Raw genomic sequence first — 16858 nt, forward strand, 5'->3', positions numbered from 1 at the left:
ACATCATGAGGATTGCAACCGGAATTGATATGAGGACGATGATTGCTGGTTCTGTGGCTTGTTTTATGACTGCTTGCATGGCGGGAATGCTGCTGTCAATTTTTTGAGTTTTGTCAGGTGATTGTGGCGGACTCTACTCGCAAGTTTATTAAATAAAAGTTAAAATTTAAGGCTTGATAGTTAAAATATGATATTACCTTAAATGTTCGGGAAGCACAATATCTAATTTGAGCGATCGGCTATTATTGAAAATAAGCAGGAGTTTAGTTTGTCACAACAGTATATAGAAACTGGAAACTAAATTCTTCTCAAAGTCAAATAAATAGGTGGTGTACGATGGCTGTTCTGCAACTAGAAGACGGTACGACATACAGCGATATTTGCGCGATCGCCAGCAAACTCGCTATTTTAAATATTGAGGTCGATCGCCTGCTAACGAAAAAAAATCCTGCGGTTCAAGAAATTCTCATCCAAGACATTCTCAGCCTCACAGAAAAACAGCAGATTCTCTCAGCATTTAACAGCAAGTTTGAACAGTTAAAGCGCACAAGCGGATGTCAGTGGTGCGACTTAAAAGTGCTGCATCCCGGTTCGCCGCAAATTTACCCACTCATGACTCAAAGCGATCGCACTCACACCCACGCAGATGCAGAAGTTCTTCATGTGTTAGCTGGCGAATGTGTTTTTGGATTTGTGTATCCTAACGGATCTCAGGTACAATTAATGTTACAAGCTGAAGAATACATAAAAGTGCCATCCAATACCGAACATTGGTTTTATTTGACTCCGTTGCTTTACTTGAAAGCTGTGCAGTATTACACCACCGCTCAAGGTTGGGTTCCTCAGTATACTAACCGGAAACTCAAAATTAGAAATTAAATCAGATATCGGACGGCGATTGAAATCGCTGCTATACAAGCGATGTCCGCCTCCGCGGACTAATAAGAAATAATGACAATACTCGGCGATTGAAATCGCTGCTATACAAACGATGTCCGCCTCCGCGGACTAAGAAATTAAGGATTAAATGCTGTCTGCAGCAGTTAGAGTGAAAGATGATTTCAAATCCGTTAGTATCGGAATAGTAAATTAACAGTTAACAGTTAACAGTTAACATCATGAGGAATGCCACCGAAATTGATATGAAGTATCGATCGAGTCCTCAATCTCAAATCTCAAATTGACTAACTTTTAACCTTATTGAAAAAAGCTATAATTCAGTGGTTCTGGTGATTTCAATTTCTTCGCAGCGCTGCAATAACGCTTCTATTTCCTGAGCGAGCAAAATTACTTCCGGCCAAGAAGAACCGTTGATTAAATCTTGGGCGTGAGCTAATTTGTTTCTCAATGCTTCTGCTGACTTTAAAAAACGCTCTCCGTAACGCTTGGATTTGAGCCCCAGCCGATCGATTATTTCGGCATTCGTCAGGATTAAATCTCGCTTGTCGCAGAATTGCAGATAATCGATTAAGTCAATTGCTTCATTTCGCGATCGCCCCAATCCCCAAAGATGTTTGGCCGCTAAAATACGATCGCCCTTAAGCGAATTTTGCCACGAATCTTGGGGAAAATAGATCCGCACAATCCGCAATAAATTCATTTCTAGCAGCGTCACCAACCCAAACAGCAACATCCGCACCGGTGCTTTTTGCAAATCGCCACAGGTGACAATCCCGTTGATGCGGTTGCTTTCCAATACAAACAATCTCGGTTTTTCTCGCAGCAGCGGCAACAATTCCATCAGCGGAGTCGCGGCGGCGATTAATTCACAGGGGTGAAAAATTTGCTGGTAGTCGCTACATTTACCTGTGATTAAATGCGATCGTTCTATATAACCGCAAACAGTGCCGTTTTCTTCGATACCCAGCACGTCAAAATCCCGGGCCTCCATCCACGATCGCAATTTAGCTGCATCTTCGTCAGCGGGGACAGACTTTAGCGGTTCCGCCAAGTATTTAACAGTAATGCTGTCTTTGAATAAATCCCGCAAGTCGGCGGAACTTGATTTTAAATGTTTCATCTATTTTAAATTACACAAAAATCTGTAATTGTCGATCGCCTCCTCAATTGGGAAACTTCCGTCTTTCAACTAATTTATTTATTTGCTAATTCCGGGCAATAATGGTTAGCTGCAAGAGTGGTAATAATATCGGCATCAGCCAGAAAACTTTCTTTGACATTTGGATTTTCGATGCTGAGAGATTGTCCGATCGCCCTTAATTTAACTTCCGCCAAAGAAAGTCCCGATTTTGCATCCGCACACATTTTTTTAGCTGCGGCAATTTTTCTACCGGGGGTTCTTTGGATTGCTTGCAGTAAATTGCCCGTTGCTTCTGGAGAGTAGCTTTTTGCTAAGCGTTTGTAGTCTTCAATAAATTTCCCATCGTTTCCTGTAAGTTGAATTGATTCTTCAGGCGAACACAACTGATTTAAGTTAATCACTTCTCCCGCTGAGTTAACCAAAAAACATCCTTCGTGTTCTTGGGCGATCGCGCTTTTGTCGCTAGGTACAAATTGTATAATAACGGCGCACATCACAGCAGTTAAGCGCCAGTAATTTAGCATAGCATTCACCTTATTTAGTTGGAATTTTAAACCGCTTAAGGACTCGCATTCCTTACTACGAACCTAAATTCAGTTTGTAGTGAAAACGACCGTCCGCAAAACCGCCCGGACTCGCATTCCTTACTACAAACCGAATTGTCGATATCAAACAAGCATTTCATTATTTAGGGAACTTTTCATTAACAGCAAACATCCCCCTTCACTGAGCGGCGAATGTATGGAACCGGGAACCGAATGAATGTAATCGCCTTGATGACAAACTTCCCCTTCTACAATTAAATCTCCTTCTAATACAAAGACTTCTTCCGATGCCGCGTGTCGGTGCAGCGGAAAACTTGCCCCCGGTTCCAGTCGCATCAAGCAGGTGATTTCGCGCTTTTTCTTATCAAAAGAAAGCTTGCCGATCCAAACTCCGGGAACTCCATAAGGTTTCCATTTGACATCGCCCGATCGCACAATTAAAGAGCGAGTATTATTCTCAGTTTTCTCGGTAACAATTGGCGGTAAATTGACTGATTCTGCCGGAGTAGGCGGCAGTTCGGCTATACGCTGCAACAGGCGGTTTTTCAGGTCGGCGGCGACGGGAACTGGAGGGGCTGTGTAGGCGATCGCAGAAATTGCTGATTCCAAGACCACCCGTTCGCTTTCCAGTTCTGGCGATTTCTGCAATTTCTCTGCAAGTGCGCGACTTTCTGACTCGTCGATCGTATCGAGAACTTGAAAAACTGCAAGCATATTAAACTCCTCATCCGGCATCATTTCCATTTTAGATTTTAGATTTTAGATTTGCGATTTTAGAGTGTTTTTTTCGCACTAAATATCGAAAATTGGAGATGCCATAATTTTCGATTGAGGTTAGACAATTTAACTTGTGTTTTTGTGACAACCTAAATTTCTTCACTCAAAGCTTGACGCAATTTAGAAAGACCCAAACGAATTCTGGTTTTGATTGTACCTGTCGGAATACCAATTTTAGTCGCGATCGCCGCACAAGTCAGTCCTTGGTAGTAGGCGAGTTCGATCGCAATTCGCTGTTCTGCGGGCAATTTTTCTAGCGCTGCTTTGACTCGTTCCCTGCGTTCTTCGATTATTGCATCTTCCATCGGTTCTGGAAGGCTCGAAGAAGGAATTTTTGCATCTTCCAGACAAGCTTCGGCCGCCCGGCCTGTTCGCTGCAAAACTCGGAGTCTATCGAGGGAACGACTGCGGGTAAGCATGAACAACCACGTATCCGCTCGACTGCGAGAAGGATCGTAAGTTGCTGCTTTTTGCCAAATTTGGGAAAACACATCTAATACCACTTCTTCCGCTTCTTCTACCGAACCCAGGATTTTGTAAGCTAGTGCATAACTTTGGCGACCGTAGCGATCGTAAAATTGAGCTAATGCCGTTTGGTCTTTCCGGGCAATCTGCACTAAAAGCAGCGATTCATCGCTGGACTTCTGGCCTGTCATCTCAGTGTACCTAAAAAATTTTGTTTTGAGTGTACAGATCCAAAATTAAATATTTGGCGTATATCACTATAGAACATAATTGTAAGTCAATTGGGGATGCGATCGTAAGTATGCCTTGACGGGCTAATTTTGTCATGCTTTAAATTGTCCCGCTCCCGATTTATATTGCACTTTTGTCACCTTTTTTGTTAACTTTTCAAACCTAGCAATACGTTCTATGCAAAATGAAGAAATAGCTTTATCTCAAATGTCTAAAACTCGCCATACTTATAATTTGCGATCGCGCCGCGCTGCGCTTGCAGGTGGTGCTATTGCCGGGTTAGCTGGCGCTTTGGGCATTTCGCTGCTTGGGGAAAAGGCGATCGCCGCCACTCCCGATGACAACAAAAATGATGCTGCTATTCTCAACAACGCACTTTTTTACGAACATCAGGCAATTTGGGCCTACAGTTTTGCAGCAGGGAAGCTCACAAATACTGATGTTGGCAAAGCAGTCTTAGCCCTAGCACTTCGCAATCAAAACGACCACAAAGAGCACCGAGATCTTCTCGCTTCTGCGGTGAAAAATTTGGGCGCAAATCCCGTGACAGCCGAGTCGAGTTACGACCTTTCATCATACATCAATAAGAAGGAGGGAAATATAGATTCTGATGTAAATATTGCTAAATTAGCCCTGGCTTTAGAGACCGATGCTGCGATCGCCTACACTGTGGAAGCTGCCAAGTTGAAGACTCCGGGTTTGATTACTGCAGGAGCTAGCATCGGCATGGCAGAAGCAGCCCACGCAGCAGCTATTCGCGCTACTTTCAAGGCTTTGGGCATGAATCTGGAAATTGTACCTGCTGCTTTTGTTAGTAGCAACAACCGCAACAGTTGGGTGCTGACGGTCTAGTTTTTAATACTTAATATTTCTGCACAGATCCAAAATTGCCAAACCTTCGTATACTAACTCGTATACTGATAGCACAATAATCGGCAACAGCACCAAAGCCCCACAGGTTGAAAGGTTGAAACCTTTTGCTAAAAAAATACAACCCGCAAACGCGGGTTATTTGCCATTGATTTGTCCAAAAATCCCATTGAAATAAAGGTGCTAACTGTGAAACTAACAAAAAAGTTTCGTAAAACCATACTAGCTATTGAATTAGCTCTAATTGTTGTATTAACTCCAGGGATAATTGCCGCTTCCGATCACGACGACGGCGAAGTCGATATCAAAGGTCGAACTGTTAATTTAACAGACTTGTACGTATATCGCGAAAAAGACCAAAATTCCAGTGCTGCGGACGGGGATTTAATATTGACAATGAATTCAAATCCTAGGTCTGTAGCGCGCTATCAATATTATTTCAGCACTACAGCCCTCTACCAATTTAACATCTCGCAGGTAGGTGATGTTAATTCTACACCTACTGGACGCGCCGATACCATCTTGCGATTTGCCTTCAGTCCGCCTAACAATCAAGGTATGCAAGCGGTAGCCATAACTGTTATTCGCAACGGCTCGGAAACAACTACTAAAACGACAGTTAATGGTGGACTAATTGCCACAACTCCGCTAAATTCTAATGCTGTTTTGAATACAGTACCTGTGAACGGTTCTAACTTAACTGTATTTGCAGGTTTGCGGGAAGATCCATTTTTCTTTGATGTAGAACAATTTTTCCGAGTCCGCGCTGGGGCTTTGGGCACGGGGGCGAAAGTAGGTTTCAAGCCACCGAATCAAGCGATCGACTTTACAAAAGGTTACAACGTCAATACAATTACCGTCCGCGTTCCAAAAGCGTTTTTGCAAGCAGGAACTGGGGCGAATACTTTTGATGTTTGGTCAACAATTTCGATCCGGGATGGAGTTGGCGGTTTCAAACAATTCGAGCGCTTGGCGAGACCTGCAATTAACGAGGGTTTGGTAGTTACTCCCGCGTTTATGGAGGCATTTAATAGTATTTCTCCGAAATTGGATTTGAGCGCTGCTGCTGCTCCAGTGCGGCAGGAAGCTGTTGCTACTCTGAATGCTGTGGATCTTTTGGATGGTAGCGATAATGTAGATCCAAATGCGATCGCCGGAGCTTTCTTACCCGATGTCATGCGGATCGATACCACAAAACCCAGCGGCTACGGTAGTGCGACAAATGCTCAAGGAAGTTTGATCGGAGGTCGTATGCTGATGGACGATGTTATTGATATCACTCTGGGAGCTTTGGTAGGTTCTCCAGTTGGCGATAATGTTTCATATAACGGAACTCCCGGAAACGCGGCTCAGGGACACAAGCCGTTAGAACCGAATTTTCCTTATTTGGCTTTGCCGAATTAGTTATTGGTTATTGGTTATTGGTTATTAGTAATTAGTAATTAGTAATTGGTGATTGGTGATTGGTGATTGCTTGTTGGCTAATGACATATAGCGGTTCGATCGCGTGGTGAGGATAGCCCTATGCCCTATGCCCTAGGGTGCCTCATCTTTTTGAGAAATGACTATCTAAAATGCTTTTTTTTTACGGCAGATGAACGCTGATTAACGGGGATGTATGAAAACTAAAACAGGACAAGTAATAAAATCTGATGTTTTTTGGTGGTGGTTATTGATAGCAGTTCCTGTTGTGGGTATTGCTGTTATTAACATTCCCCCAAATCTGCGTCTTATTTCTGATTTATTTGCCGAGAAAACTCCGGCTAATCTTGATGCAAATTACCGCTACCATTTTTTTGACGCTCTCAGAAATAATCCCAGTCCAAAGGAAGCGATTAAGCAAGAAATTGCTTTTTATCAGCAGCGATTGGCTGTGGATTCTCACAGCGGTTTGAATCGGGCTGCGTTGGCGGGAGTTTATCTAAAAATGGCTCGCGCAACTGGGGAGGGTGGTTGGTTTTTATTGGCGGAACAGGCGGCCGAAAGGTCGATCGCCGATTTGCCTTTTGACAACAAAGGTGCGCTGTTGGTTTTAGCTCGAATTGCTGAAGCGAGACACGATTTTGCTAGTGCTTTGCGCTTGGTGAAACAGGTGGGTTTTAATAATGAAGATGCGATCGCCCTTTCGGTTACATCTAACTTGGCGATGGGAAAAGTTAGTGAGGCAAACACAGCCGCAGAAACCTTAGTTAATCGGATTCCTAACTTAGGTTCTCTCACATTAAGAGCGTTAGTGAGAGAGGCGCAGGGCCGAGATGCTGAGGTTTTGCAGGATTACCGACAAGCAATGGTGGCGGAGGAACCCGGAGAGATTGCGGGATCGGCGCGGGTCCGATCGCTCTTGGGTCGATTTTACGCGCGTCGCGGGCAGTTTGTGCAGGCGAAAGCGCTGTTTTTGGAATCGCTGCGGTTGGTGCCTCGAAACCCGCTAGCGCTGATTTATTTGGCGGATTTGGAAACCAACCAGGGCAATTATCGGGAAGCGGAGGCTAGTTACAGTAAGGTTTCTGCCTATGCTGGCGGTGCTGCGACGGTGTACGATCGCCTTGTGGATCGCGGTATGGCGAGGGTGAAGGAGTTGCAGGGAGATGCGCGATCCTCCAAGCGACTGCGCGACAAAGCAGAAGCGGGGCTGCGACAGGAACAGGCTTCTGGATCTCGCGGTTTCGGACACCGGCGCGATTTGGCGAGTTTGCTGTTGGAAAAAGGTCGATCGCAGGATGTCGCCGAAGCGCTGCTGTTAATGCAGGATGAGGTAAAAATCCGCAGGGATGCTGTGACGTTGGATATTTACGCCAAGGCGCTTTCTAGCACTGGGGAATGGCAAAAAGCCGATCGGGTGATGGCCGAAATAATGCGATCGGGCATTCGCGATGCGGGTATCTTTTACCGGGCTGGTGCGATCGCCCGCACATTAGGAAAAGATGCTGAATCTCGCGCTTATTTTCAAAAGGCTAAAGAAACAGATCCGAGTTTTGACGGGCGTGATGGCAAAACATTAAGTTTAGGAAGTTTTGAATTTTAACTAATAACGAGTACCTACTACAAAATCTCAAGCTATTAGTCAGGGAATAAATCCCCCGATCGCCTCCTGAAAAACCCACAATATTTCACAAAATCAACTTGTTTTAAAATTTAAAAATATGCCCAAAAAGTTACGTAAATCCTACAAATACCTCATTCTTTTATCCCTCACCCTATTACTATTTCTCACAACATCAACCAAACCAGTTTACTCGCACTGGTCAGACTTATCCGTCGCAGAAATAATCGTCAACGATTTCCAAACCGAAGTAACATTAACTTTTCCAACCGGCTTAACAAAATTCGCCGACGACAATCGGGACGGCCAGCTACAAGCAGCCGAAGTTCGCAGCCACAAAAAAGAGCTAGAAAAGTTTTTCAGCCAACAAATTCGCATCACCAACAGCAGCAAACTTCAAGGTTCATTAACAGTAAATCCGCTAGAATTAGCCAGTAAAACCGCCCATTTAATCCAGCAAACTAATACCCACAGCACATTAATCTTAAACTACACTTGGCCCGCTTATAGTGTCATTTCCAAACACGAAAAATTGCGGATTAACTACAATCTATTTTTACCCGGAGTTGCTACAGCTAGCTGTCAAGCTACCATCGTGGAAGCCGGTGCTGTTAAAAGCTTTGTATTTACAGCCCAAAACCGGGAGTTTTTGTTAACAGGAAATGAATCTATCTGGGATACAGGTTGGAGTTTGCTGCTAGCAGTAGCCGGAGCATTTGTCTGGGGATGCGTGCACGCCATGTCGCCCGGACATGGAAAAACCATAGTCGGCGCTTATTTGGTAGGTTCGCGGGCTACTCCGATGCACGCTTTATTTTTAGCAGCAACAACCACAATAACTCACACTGCGGGGGTGTTTGCAGTCGGCGGAATTACTCTTTTCGCTTCCAACTTAATCGAACCAGAAAAACTCGATCCTTGGCTGAGTTTAATCTCCGGCTTATTAGTAGCAGTCATCGGCTTTAAGTTACTTTCAGAAAGAATCAAAACAAGGTTAGTAACGGGGACGACAGTCCGCAAAAAATCAAAAAATCAAATTCTTACCACGATCGGCTTAAATAAATTCCTAGAAAAAATCAGGTTCGTAGTGAGGAGTTTAGTTCGCAAAAAAACCAGGACTGTCGTCCTGAATACGAACCTTGAAGAACCAGTAAATCTGCTCAATAGAGGAACTTGGGAAAGAGAATTTAAGCCAGTAAAATCAGATATCTCTCAGCACTACCACCATCACGGAGACGGGCGCTTGCACTCACATTTGCCCCCCGGTGCTGACGGCGATCCAATTACTTGGAAAAGCTTATTATTGTTGGGAATTTCGGGGGGATTGTTGCCTTGTCCTTCTGCTTTGGTGATGCTGTTGAGCGCGTCTGCTTTGGGGAATGTAGGTTTGGGAATGGCGCTAGTGGTAGCCTTTAGTTTGGGATTGGCTTTGGTGCTGAGCGCGATCGGATTAATCTTAGTTTATGCGAAACGGAATTTTGATAAGCTACCAAAACAGATAACAGCCGTGAAGTTTCTGCCGGCTTTGAGCGCGATGTTAGTAATGTTTTTGGGATTGGGAATTTCGGGACAAGCAATGTGGAAAATATGGGCGGCGAATCAATGGGTAGCTGGCGGATAATACAATTTTAGATCCTAGGGTGCGTCAGTTTTGATGATGTTCTAATCTGATGTCCGGTCAATTACCATAACAAGGTGCGCGCGTGCGGACAATATCGCGCAATAGGTGGCGGACTTCAGTCCTCACTACGAACCTATTTTATCGTTGTCAATCTACCAGACGCGATATGAACAATCAAAAATCTCTCTGCTGATTCATATCGTTTCCGGTTGCATCGGAATGAGGTTAACAGTCAACAGTCAACAGTGAATTTACTATTCCGGTGAAGAGAGGATTTGATATCAATTGACCAAGTAATATTAGTTCCAACCCTACAAAATCGCGAGATTTAACTAATTTGGCAGAAATTTTTTGCCCGTAATAGCATTGAAATGGGTAGGAAATTCCTACCCATTCAAGATTCAGGTCGCAGTATGTTTATTAATAATTTTGGCTAAATCCGGTATGCCATTTTCTACGTAAGTCTTAGCTGATGGGCGGAGTTTGGCATAGGCACCTTTAACAACTGCTCTTGTGCTGTTATCGGCTTTTTTGTCACTGATTTGGAGCAATTGGTTTGCTACTTCAGCTTTTCTTTCAGCAAAATATTCGACTGGGTTGCCATTGTTTACAGCTTCAGTCCACATGGGGTCGAGTGCGATCGAGATTTCTGGCAGAATTTGATCGACGACTTGAGCGCAATAGTCAGCCCGTATCCCTTTGACAGTAGAGTAGGCGGCTTTCAGAGCCAAACCGCCCAATCCCGGCGCTGCTGCAACTTGTTTCTCTATCAACTGTACGCAGTCATCAACAAAATTGTCTCTGTTGTTTTCATTCAATAAAATATCGCTAAGTGCCATTTTTGCTCTCCTTGATTTAACAGTGAATGTGTTTATTAGCTTCAAGTTCCTTCAGAAAATTATATATCTATTTCGATCCTTTACTGAAGTTTGCACAAGCATTTTAAGCCTTGAGTGTTGATAACTGGCAACCTAATGTAAGATTTGTCTGAGGTTGTGGCAATTAAGATGCGATCGGCTATTCCTGATTTACCTACTGTTCGATCGCTGGAAACGCAAATCCTGATTAATTGATAATCAGGACTGAAGTCTGAATGATGAAACCTCTAAATTGTCAAGACTAAAATACAAAACAGAACAGCTTGCATAAAATATGAGAGAGAGGCTGTGCCTTTGGTTCGATCGCACTTGCACCTCTCATTTTTCCCCTCTGAATTAGGATTCGACGTTCTGCTGTGCGGACAAAGGTGCTCCAACCTGGGGCAGTTGTATGGTTTGTGTCGGCAGATCGCTCGATCGCAATACAAGATTTTTCGGTAGCTTGGAGGCAGTGCCGACTCCAGCAAAAATTTGAAGCGATAAGGTTAAAGCCGCAGCTAACAACAATTTTTCTAACATGACACTACCTCCAATATCTATGCCCCTAGGCATAATTCCTCCAACACCTATACCCTACAGAACATCTTCTACCGCAAGTGCGATCGTACCGGCATAGTTAAGTGACACGCATCACTACCGAGTAGGGGGTGAGACCAAGAAGGGGTGAGAAGCGCTTCGACTTCGCTCCGAGGGTAAAGAGGTAGAGATTGGGAAAGTAGGGAAAATCTTCACGCTTGAGCTTTACGGTCAACATCCACCCGTTAAATCCTTTAAATCCGTTAAATCCAGGACACTAATCCGCTGCCGAACTTGCTTCCAAATAGATAATTGGTCTACAGAAAGAAGCCGTTGAGTGTCTCACAAAGGTAGAATTAGCGCGTAGAAGTTATTTGACAAAGCGGAGGTACCGACAAGATGCTTGCATATATTCTGGCGTTAGCGGTCGGTCTAGGCAGCTTCAGTATTTACATGGCGGCCTTCTTTTTTCCAGAAGTTCACCGCAAAAGTGATTTTACCTGGAGCGGGGTAGGACTTTTTTATGCGTTAATTTTATGGACTTGTGCGGGGCGAATTACTGGTGCTCTCCTGCTGGGTCAAATGGCGGGCGTAGCTATGTTGGGCTGGTTGGCTTGGGAAACCCTGACTTTACGCAGGCTGGTGACACCCGTCGCTCAGCAAACGCCGATTCCCGTGCCGGCGAATTTGGCCGGGGCGATGGGCGGGCCACTATCGGGTTTGTTTGGTAAAAAACCAGAACCCGCAGGGAAAAAACCTAAGTTTGTTCGATCGCCCAAACCGAAAACTGATGTAGTTCCAGCACCCGCTGTGAATCCGACTGAGGTAAAGGTAAAAGAACAACCGGCAACTCCCTCAATCGCTGAAGAAATTGCCCAAAGCGCGATCGGGTCTGACTTAACCATTCCCCAAGACAAAACACCTGCAATTGCAGAAATACCAGTATTTTCCGTGGAAACTCCTGCTGTTGAGACTTCAGCAGACCCAGCAGAATCAGCCACCAGCTTCACTCCTCTACCTCTACCTATAGAATTTTCAGAAATTGCCGCCCCAGCAACTGTGGAGCCAGCAGAGGCTAAGCCAGAGCCTCAACTGCAGCCTGAAACAGACGATTTTGAGGAGATTTGGAGGGCGAAGGCTAAAGAGTCCGAGTCTGTTGTTAGTTCGACAGCCTCAACGGTGACCCCAACGGCGACACCAACGGCGACACCAACGGCCAACTCAACTCCAGCCAAAACAGCTAAAAAATCCGGCGGTTTCGCAAGTCTGTTCGGCAATATCAAAAATAGTATCGGCGATATCTTGGGACGGGGTGCGAGTAAAAACAAGTCTGATAAAAATACTCCGGCGACAACAGCCAAAAAGACTCCCGATCCGATCGCGTCCGATCAAAATACTCCGGCGACAACAGCGCAAAAAACTTCCGATCCGATCGCACCGGAACCTAAAATAACAACAATTCCTACACCGGATATCGATCGGGTTCTCGAATCTGAATTAGCCGAAGTCGCGCAAGAAGTGAAAGCCGAAACCAGCAACACTGTCGTTGAAACCAGCCAAGCAGTGCCATTTCCCACCGATTTAGGAGCAATGGCCGAGTTGATGGTGGCCGAAGCCGCGAGTGTTCCCAAAATAGAGGAAACTCCAATTTTAGACACAGCCTCCCCTGAAACTCAGACAGCGCCGTTGATTCCAGAAACAGCGGAGACAGCAGTGGATGAAGCGGAAACAGCCTCCGGCGTAACGGAAGCAGAAGCCCCTGCTGTATCTATAGAAATGACTGTGGTGGAAGTGGCGGAGCCTGTAGAGGTAGAAATACCGGGAGAACCGGGGTTGAGCGTGCAAGTGGAAACGATTTCAGTATCAAAAATCTCGATCGAATCCACAGAAGAAAAACCATCTTCCCAGGAAGAACCACCGGAATTGATTCGCCCAAATCCCCCCGCTTCCGAGCCAGTCGAAGCTGCTAAACCGCCCGTAGAATCAAAATTTGAGAATATATCCGGCGAAGATCAGCCATCATCTTAAGCCAAAAAGCCAAAGGTAGAAACCAGAATTTTTTTGATTCTGGTTTCTACTTTTTGCTTTTAAGACTTATATCATGTCCGGTCAATTACCATAGCAAAAACAGAATAGGGCATACCTCACCACGCGCTCGAACCGCTATAACACTTGGGGAATGCAGGTTTAGCTCGGTTGCAGACTTGCATTCCACACATATCAAATTTTAGATCGGTCGATCGCTCGGACAGGAAGTTACCCGCAGGTAGCAAGAAACCGGGTTTTTTCCCGACAATATCTCGCACTCACCCCCAACTTCAGTAAAAAAGCTGGTTTCTAGGAGTCAGGGTGCGATCGCGAACTGATACTATTTTTTTAAAGATGTGTTGATGAAGTCCTAGCCCTCCCGAAGTTTTGGGGGGTTGGGGGATGAGGTGTAGCGCTACTTTATCAAATTGCTATAGCAATCCTAAATCATTCATGCAGATATGTAGGGGCGGTGGATGGTGCGGGCCCGCCCTCCGAGAGATTGGGCAACCACGGGGGGATTGCCCCTACAAGAACTATGCAAATGATTTAGGATCGCGCTATATGACTTCTTCCCTCTTCCCTCGAACCTCTTCCCTCGAATCTCTGCCCTCTAACCTCTTCCTCCTCCCCTGAATATTATGAAAGCAATTATGGTCGTGGGAACAACATCTCACGCAGGAAAATCTTTACTCGTTTCAGCATTGTGTCGCATCTTTTTTCGATCGGGCTGGCGGGTAACTCCGTTTAAAGGTCAAAATATGGCACTGAATTCCTATGTCACAGCCAGCGGCGGAGAGATTGGCTACGCTCAAGCAGTACAAGCTTGGGCTGCGGGCGTGGCACCTTGGGTAGAAATGAATCCGATTTTGCTCAAGCCGCAAGGAGACATGACTTCTCAATTGATTGTCAAGGGCCGGGCGATCGCCAACGTGCGAGCATCTCAATATTACGAAAAATATTTCGATTTAGGCTGGCAAGCGATTCGGGAATCCTTAGAATTTCTCAGACAAGAATTTGACATGGTTGTTTGTGAAGGAGCCGGCAGCCCTGCTGAGATTAATCTCAAACACCGCGATTTAACAAATATGCGAGTGGCGAAACATTTAAACGCTCGGACTTTGCTAGTCGTTGATATCGATCGCGGCGGCGCTTTCGCTCACATCATCGGTACTTTGGAATTACTCGATCCCGACGAACGAGCTTTAATTAAAGGATTCATTATTAATAAGTTCCGAGGACAAAAATCAATCTTAGATCCGGGGCTGATTTGGCTGGAAGAAAGAACGGGAATCCCGGTAGTTGGGGTGATTCCTTGGATAGACGAAGTGTTTCCCTCCGAGGATTCTCTCGATTTGCTCGATCGGCGTTCTCCCAACACTCAAACCGACCTAAATATTTCCATCATCCGCTTGCCCCGAATTTCCAATTTTACCGACTTCGACCCGCTGGAGTCGGAAACTAGCGTCACCGTCAAATACGTTAGCCCAAAAGACCAGTTAGGCCATCCAGATGCCGTGATTTTACCGGGTTCTAAAACCACAATTTCCGATTTACAGGTGCTGCGCCAAACAGGTATGGCAAAAGCTATTCAAAATTACTTAGTAGCTGGCGGTACAGTCATGGGAATTTGCGGCGGCTTTCAGATGCTGGGAAAAAGTATCAGCGATAAACAAGGACTGGAGGGACAACAGGGAGAATTTGAAGGATTGGGATTGCTACCGTTAAAAACTGCGATCGCCCCGGACAAAATTGCCCGCCAGCGTGTCGTAACATCTAACTATCCTCAACCGGGTTTACCAGTTTCAGGTTACGAAATTCACCAAGGAAGAACGCAAATGCTACAGTCAGATTTGACTCAACCGCTATTTGACGATCCGACTTTAGGAATTGTCAACACTGCTCAATCAGTTTGGGGCACATACCTGCACGGCATCTTTGATAATGGAGCTTGGCGGCGAGCTTGGTTAAATCACCTGCGCCAGCAGCGGGGACTCCGTGCATTACCTACAGGTATTCCGAATTACCGAGAGCACCGAGAAGCTCTGTTAGAGACTTTAGCTGATACGGTGGAAAAACATTTAGATATCAAGCAAATTTTAGGTTAATTAGTTAACTGTTGACTGTTAACTGTTGTTTGTTAGAGTTGAGGTTAAAATTTAATGACAAAAGTTTGTTTTTTACCAGATAATGTGACAGTAGAAGCAGAACCGGGAGAGCTTTTGCTAGATGTAGCAAAACGTGCGGGGGTTTCCATTCCTACAGGCTGTTTGATGGGTTCTTGTCACGCTTGCGAAGTAGAAATTGACGGCGGGGAGACGATTTGTGCTTGTATTTCCGGCATCCCTTCCGGGAAAAAGCAAGTAACAATTAATTTGTATGTTGACCCTGCTTGGTAATTAGGCAGTTGGTAATTAGGTAGTTGGCAGTTGGCAGTTGGCAGTTGGTGGTTGGTGGTTGGTAGGTAACTCCCAGACTTTATTGCTAACCTTTAATTATTTTTGCCATTCTTGCTGTTTTTTTCGAGCAGATTGCAGCCATTTTTGAGATTCGGGATAAACAGTTGTGCCGGCTTTGACGGATTCTAATTGATTGATAATTTGTTGCAACTGGCCCAGAGAGTTACCGGAATTTTGACTGGGAGAATTCACATTATTTTGCAAGTTGGCAAATAAGCTTTTAGCTTCTTGCAAAGCTTTTGCAGACTCTTTTTCTGATTGCAATCTAATCTGAGAAATCCCTAAATTTTTCTGATATTCTGCCAGTTTGGTTTGAGCGTCGAGATAGCCCGGATTATCGACAGGAACCATTTTTAGTCGGTTAATTCCTTCTTCCCACAATCCTGCTATTTGCTCCCACTGGGCGGCTGGATGCGGCGGTTTTTGGGAAGCGACGGCGGCGGAAAGAGCAAATTCTTTGGCTGCTTCGATTAAGTTGTCGGCGCGCGCGGAACCGGTGGCGATTCCTCCCATTGCTTGAAAGTCTCTTTCTGCTGCTTGGAGTTTTTGCTTAGCCGTTTTTCCGGCGAGGGTGTCGGCGGGAATTTGATTGAGTTGATCGATCGCACTTTGCCAATTTCCACTCGCTGTTTGTCTCTCAGTTGCCGTTTTTCCTTTCTGGTACTCCTGTTTTGCCGCCTTGAGACTTTCTTCGGCTCGATTTAACTCAGTAAAAGCGTTTTTTTGCTGGAAAATTTGAGCATCCATCCGCCCGATATTTTTACGGGCTGCTTGAAATTCATCGAATGTAAAGCGCCAAGTGCAGCGGAAAAAAGAGCAGTACCTCTTTGGATAATAGCCGAGAAACCACACAGGTAAAGCGTCTAGATGTTTTTGAGCTTGTTTGGCTTTAGTTTCGCCCAAGTCAAAATCTGCCGCAGCAGTCGCTTTGTTAATTAGTTGATCGGATTGTTCCACAAGGGCGATCGCCTCTCGGTAATTATAATCCATACTGATAAAACTCGGCAGCAATAATACCGGCATTGTCTTAGCCACGGGCCAGCGAATCATTGGAAAAGGCAAGTTAATCAGCCAAATTATCCCCGCACCAGCGCCCAGCAAACCGCCAGCAAAGATGATTTTATTAAATAATCCGGGCGCGCGGTTGGCTTTGACAGCAGCTTTGAGAGCTTGTTCGCTGAAGTTGGGAAATTCGTCTTTGAAGGTATCGCGAATTTCTTCTTTTGATGCGAAAGTTCCCTCTTGCGATCGCAATTTCTCCAACCGCTTGATTACTATCCCCCGGTACACTGAACCCGCTAGACTATTAGCCGCGGCGCACTTGTCAACTTCCGCCCGCAAAATGTCAAAAGCTCGATCGGTAAGACGCCCCATAAAACTCACC

Annotated in this window: 15 protein-coding genes; 8 read left to right on the forward strand and 7 right to left on the reverse strand. The window is 45.2% G+C overall.

Translation table 11 applies throughout. The features are described 5' to 3' along the window. The first annotated feature begins 336 nt into the window (after positions 1 to 336). A complete protein-coding gene (locus tag QUA01_RS20930; protein WP_333092820.1) occupies positions 337 to 879 on the forward strand; it encodes an acireductone dioxygenase in 543 nt (180 codons plus the stop codon). Positions 880 to 1210: 331 nt separating this feature from the next. Here the strand turns inward: QUA01_RS20930 and QUA01_RS20935 are convergent, their stop codons facing one another. The 4 genes from QUA01_RS20935 to QUA01_RS20950 all read right to left on the reverse strand — a co-directional run bounded on the left by QUA01_RS20935 (position 1211) and on the right by QUA01_RS20950 (position 4019). Then, positions 1211 to 2020, reverse strand: a complete 810-nt coding sequence (locus QUA01_RS20935; RefSeq protein WP_333092819.1) for a hypothetical protein — start codon at positions 2018 to 2020, stop codon at positions 1211 to 1213. Between the two features lie 74 nt (positions 2021 to 2094). Next, entirely contained in the window at positions 2095 to 2565 is a 471-nt protein-coding gene (locus QUA01_RS20940; protein ID WP_333092818.1) for a DUF732 domain-containing protein, read from the reverse strand. 144 nt (positions 2566 to 2709) lie between these two features. Next, a complete protein-coding gene (locus tag QUA01_RS20945; RefSeq protein WP_333092817.1) occupies positions 2710 to 3300 on the reverse strand; it encodes a cupin domain-containing protein in 591 nt (196 codons plus the stop codon). Positions 3301 to 3452: 152 nt separating this feature from the next. Further along, positions 3453 to 4019 (reverse strand): sigma-70 family RNA polymerase sigma factor, encoded by a 567-nt coding sequence (locus QUA01_RS20950; RefSeq protein WP_333092816.1) that lies wholly within the window; start codon positions 4017 to 4019, stop codon positions 3453 to 3455. Between the two features lie 217 nt (positions 4020 to 4236). Here QUA01_RS20950 and QUA01_RS20955 point away from each other — a divergent pair, with 217 nt between their 5' ends. The 4 genes from QUA01_RS20955 (at position 4237) to QUA01_RS20970 (ending at position 9593) form a co-directional block, all read left to right on the forward strand. Next, the gene (locus tag QUA01_RS20955; protein WP_333092815.1) at positions 4237 to 4911 is read left to right on the forward strand and encodes a DUF4439 domain-containing protein; all 675 of its coding nucleotides are present in this window, start codon (positions 4237 to 4239) and stop codon (positions 4909 to 4911) included. Between the two features lie 207 nt (positions 4912 to 5118). Then, positions 5119 to 6333, forward strand: coding sequence for a DUF4331 domain-containing protein (locus QUA01_RS20960; protein ID WP_333092814.1), 1215 nt, complete (start codon positions 5119 to 5121; stop codon positions 6331 to 6333). Positions 6334 to 6547: 214 nt separating this feature from the next. Next, positions 6548 to 7954: a tetratricopeptide repeat protein gene (locus QUA01_RS20965; protein WP_333092813.1), complete on the forward strand. Its 1407-nt coding sequence runs from the start codon at positions 6548 to 6550 to the stop codon at positions 7952 to 7954. Positions 7955 to 8072: 118 nt separating this feature from the next. After that, entirely contained in the window at positions 8073 to 9593 is a 1521-nt protein-coding gene (locus QUA01_RS20970; protein ID WP_333092812.1) for a nickel/cobalt transporter, read from the forward strand. 401 nt (positions 9594 to 9994) lie between these two features. On the opposite strand, the gene QUA01_RS20975 is transcribed toward QUA01_RS20970, so the two are convergent. Next, the gene (locus tag QUA01_RS20975) at positions 9995 to 10432 is read right to left on the reverse strand and encodes a DUF6918 family protein (protein ID WP_194011455.1); all 438 of its coding nucleotides are present in this window, start codon (positions 10430 to 10432) and stop codon (positions 9995 to 9997) included. A 375-nt stretch (positions 10433 to 10807) separates the two neighbouring features. Next, positions 10808 to 10990 carry a hypothetical protein gene (locus tag QUA01_RS20980; RefSeq protein ID WP_194011459.1) on the reverse strand — a complete coding sequence of 61 codons (183 nt, stop codon included), beginning with the start codon at positions 10988 to 10990 and terminating at the stop codon, positions 10808 to 10810. A gap of 396 nt (positions 10991 to 11386) precedes the next feature. Here QUA01_RS20980 and QUA01_RS20985 point away from each other — a divergent pair, with 396 nt between their 5' ends. From QUA01_RS20985 to QUA01_RS20995, 3 genes are all read left to right on the forward strand, one after another. Beyond that, on the forward strand, positions 11387 to 13015 hold the full coding sequence (locus QUA01_RS20985) for a Ycf66 family protein (RefSeq protein WP_333092811.1): 1629 nt from the start codon (positions 11387 to 11389) through the stop codon (positions 13013 to 13015). Positions 13016 to 13656: 641 nt separating this feature from the next. Further along, positions 13657 to 15123 carry a cobyric acid synthase CobQ gene (cobQ, locus tag QUA01_RS20990; protein ID WP_333092810.1) on the forward strand — a complete coding sequence of 489 codons (1467 nt, stop codon included), beginning with the start codon at positions 13657 to 13659 and terminating at the stop codon, positions 15121 to 15123. A 54-nt stretch (positions 15124 to 15177) separates the two neighbouring features. Continuing rightward, positions 15178 to 15414 (forward strand): 2Fe-2S iron-sulfur cluster-binding protein, encoded by a 237-nt coding sequence (locus QUA01_RS20995; RefSeq protein WP_194068361.1) that lies wholly within the window; start codon positions 15178 to 15180, stop codon positions 15412 to 15414. 96 nt (positions 15415 to 15510) lie between these two features. Here QUA01_RS20995 and QUA01_RS21000 read toward each other — a convergent pair whose 3' ends face one another. Then, positions 15511 to 16848, reverse strand: a complete 1338-nt coding sequence (locus tag QUA01_RS21000; RefSeq protein ID WP_333092809.1) for a hypothetical protein — start codon at positions 16846 to 16848, stop codon at positions 15511 to 15513. Positions 16849 to 16858: the final 10 nt, after the last annotated feature.

Source organism: Microcoleus sp. S36a_B3, assembly GCF_036700745.1.
Classification (GTDB): domain Bacteria; phylum Cyanobacteriota; class Cyanobacteriia; order Cyanobacteriales; family Microcoleaceae; genus Microcoleus.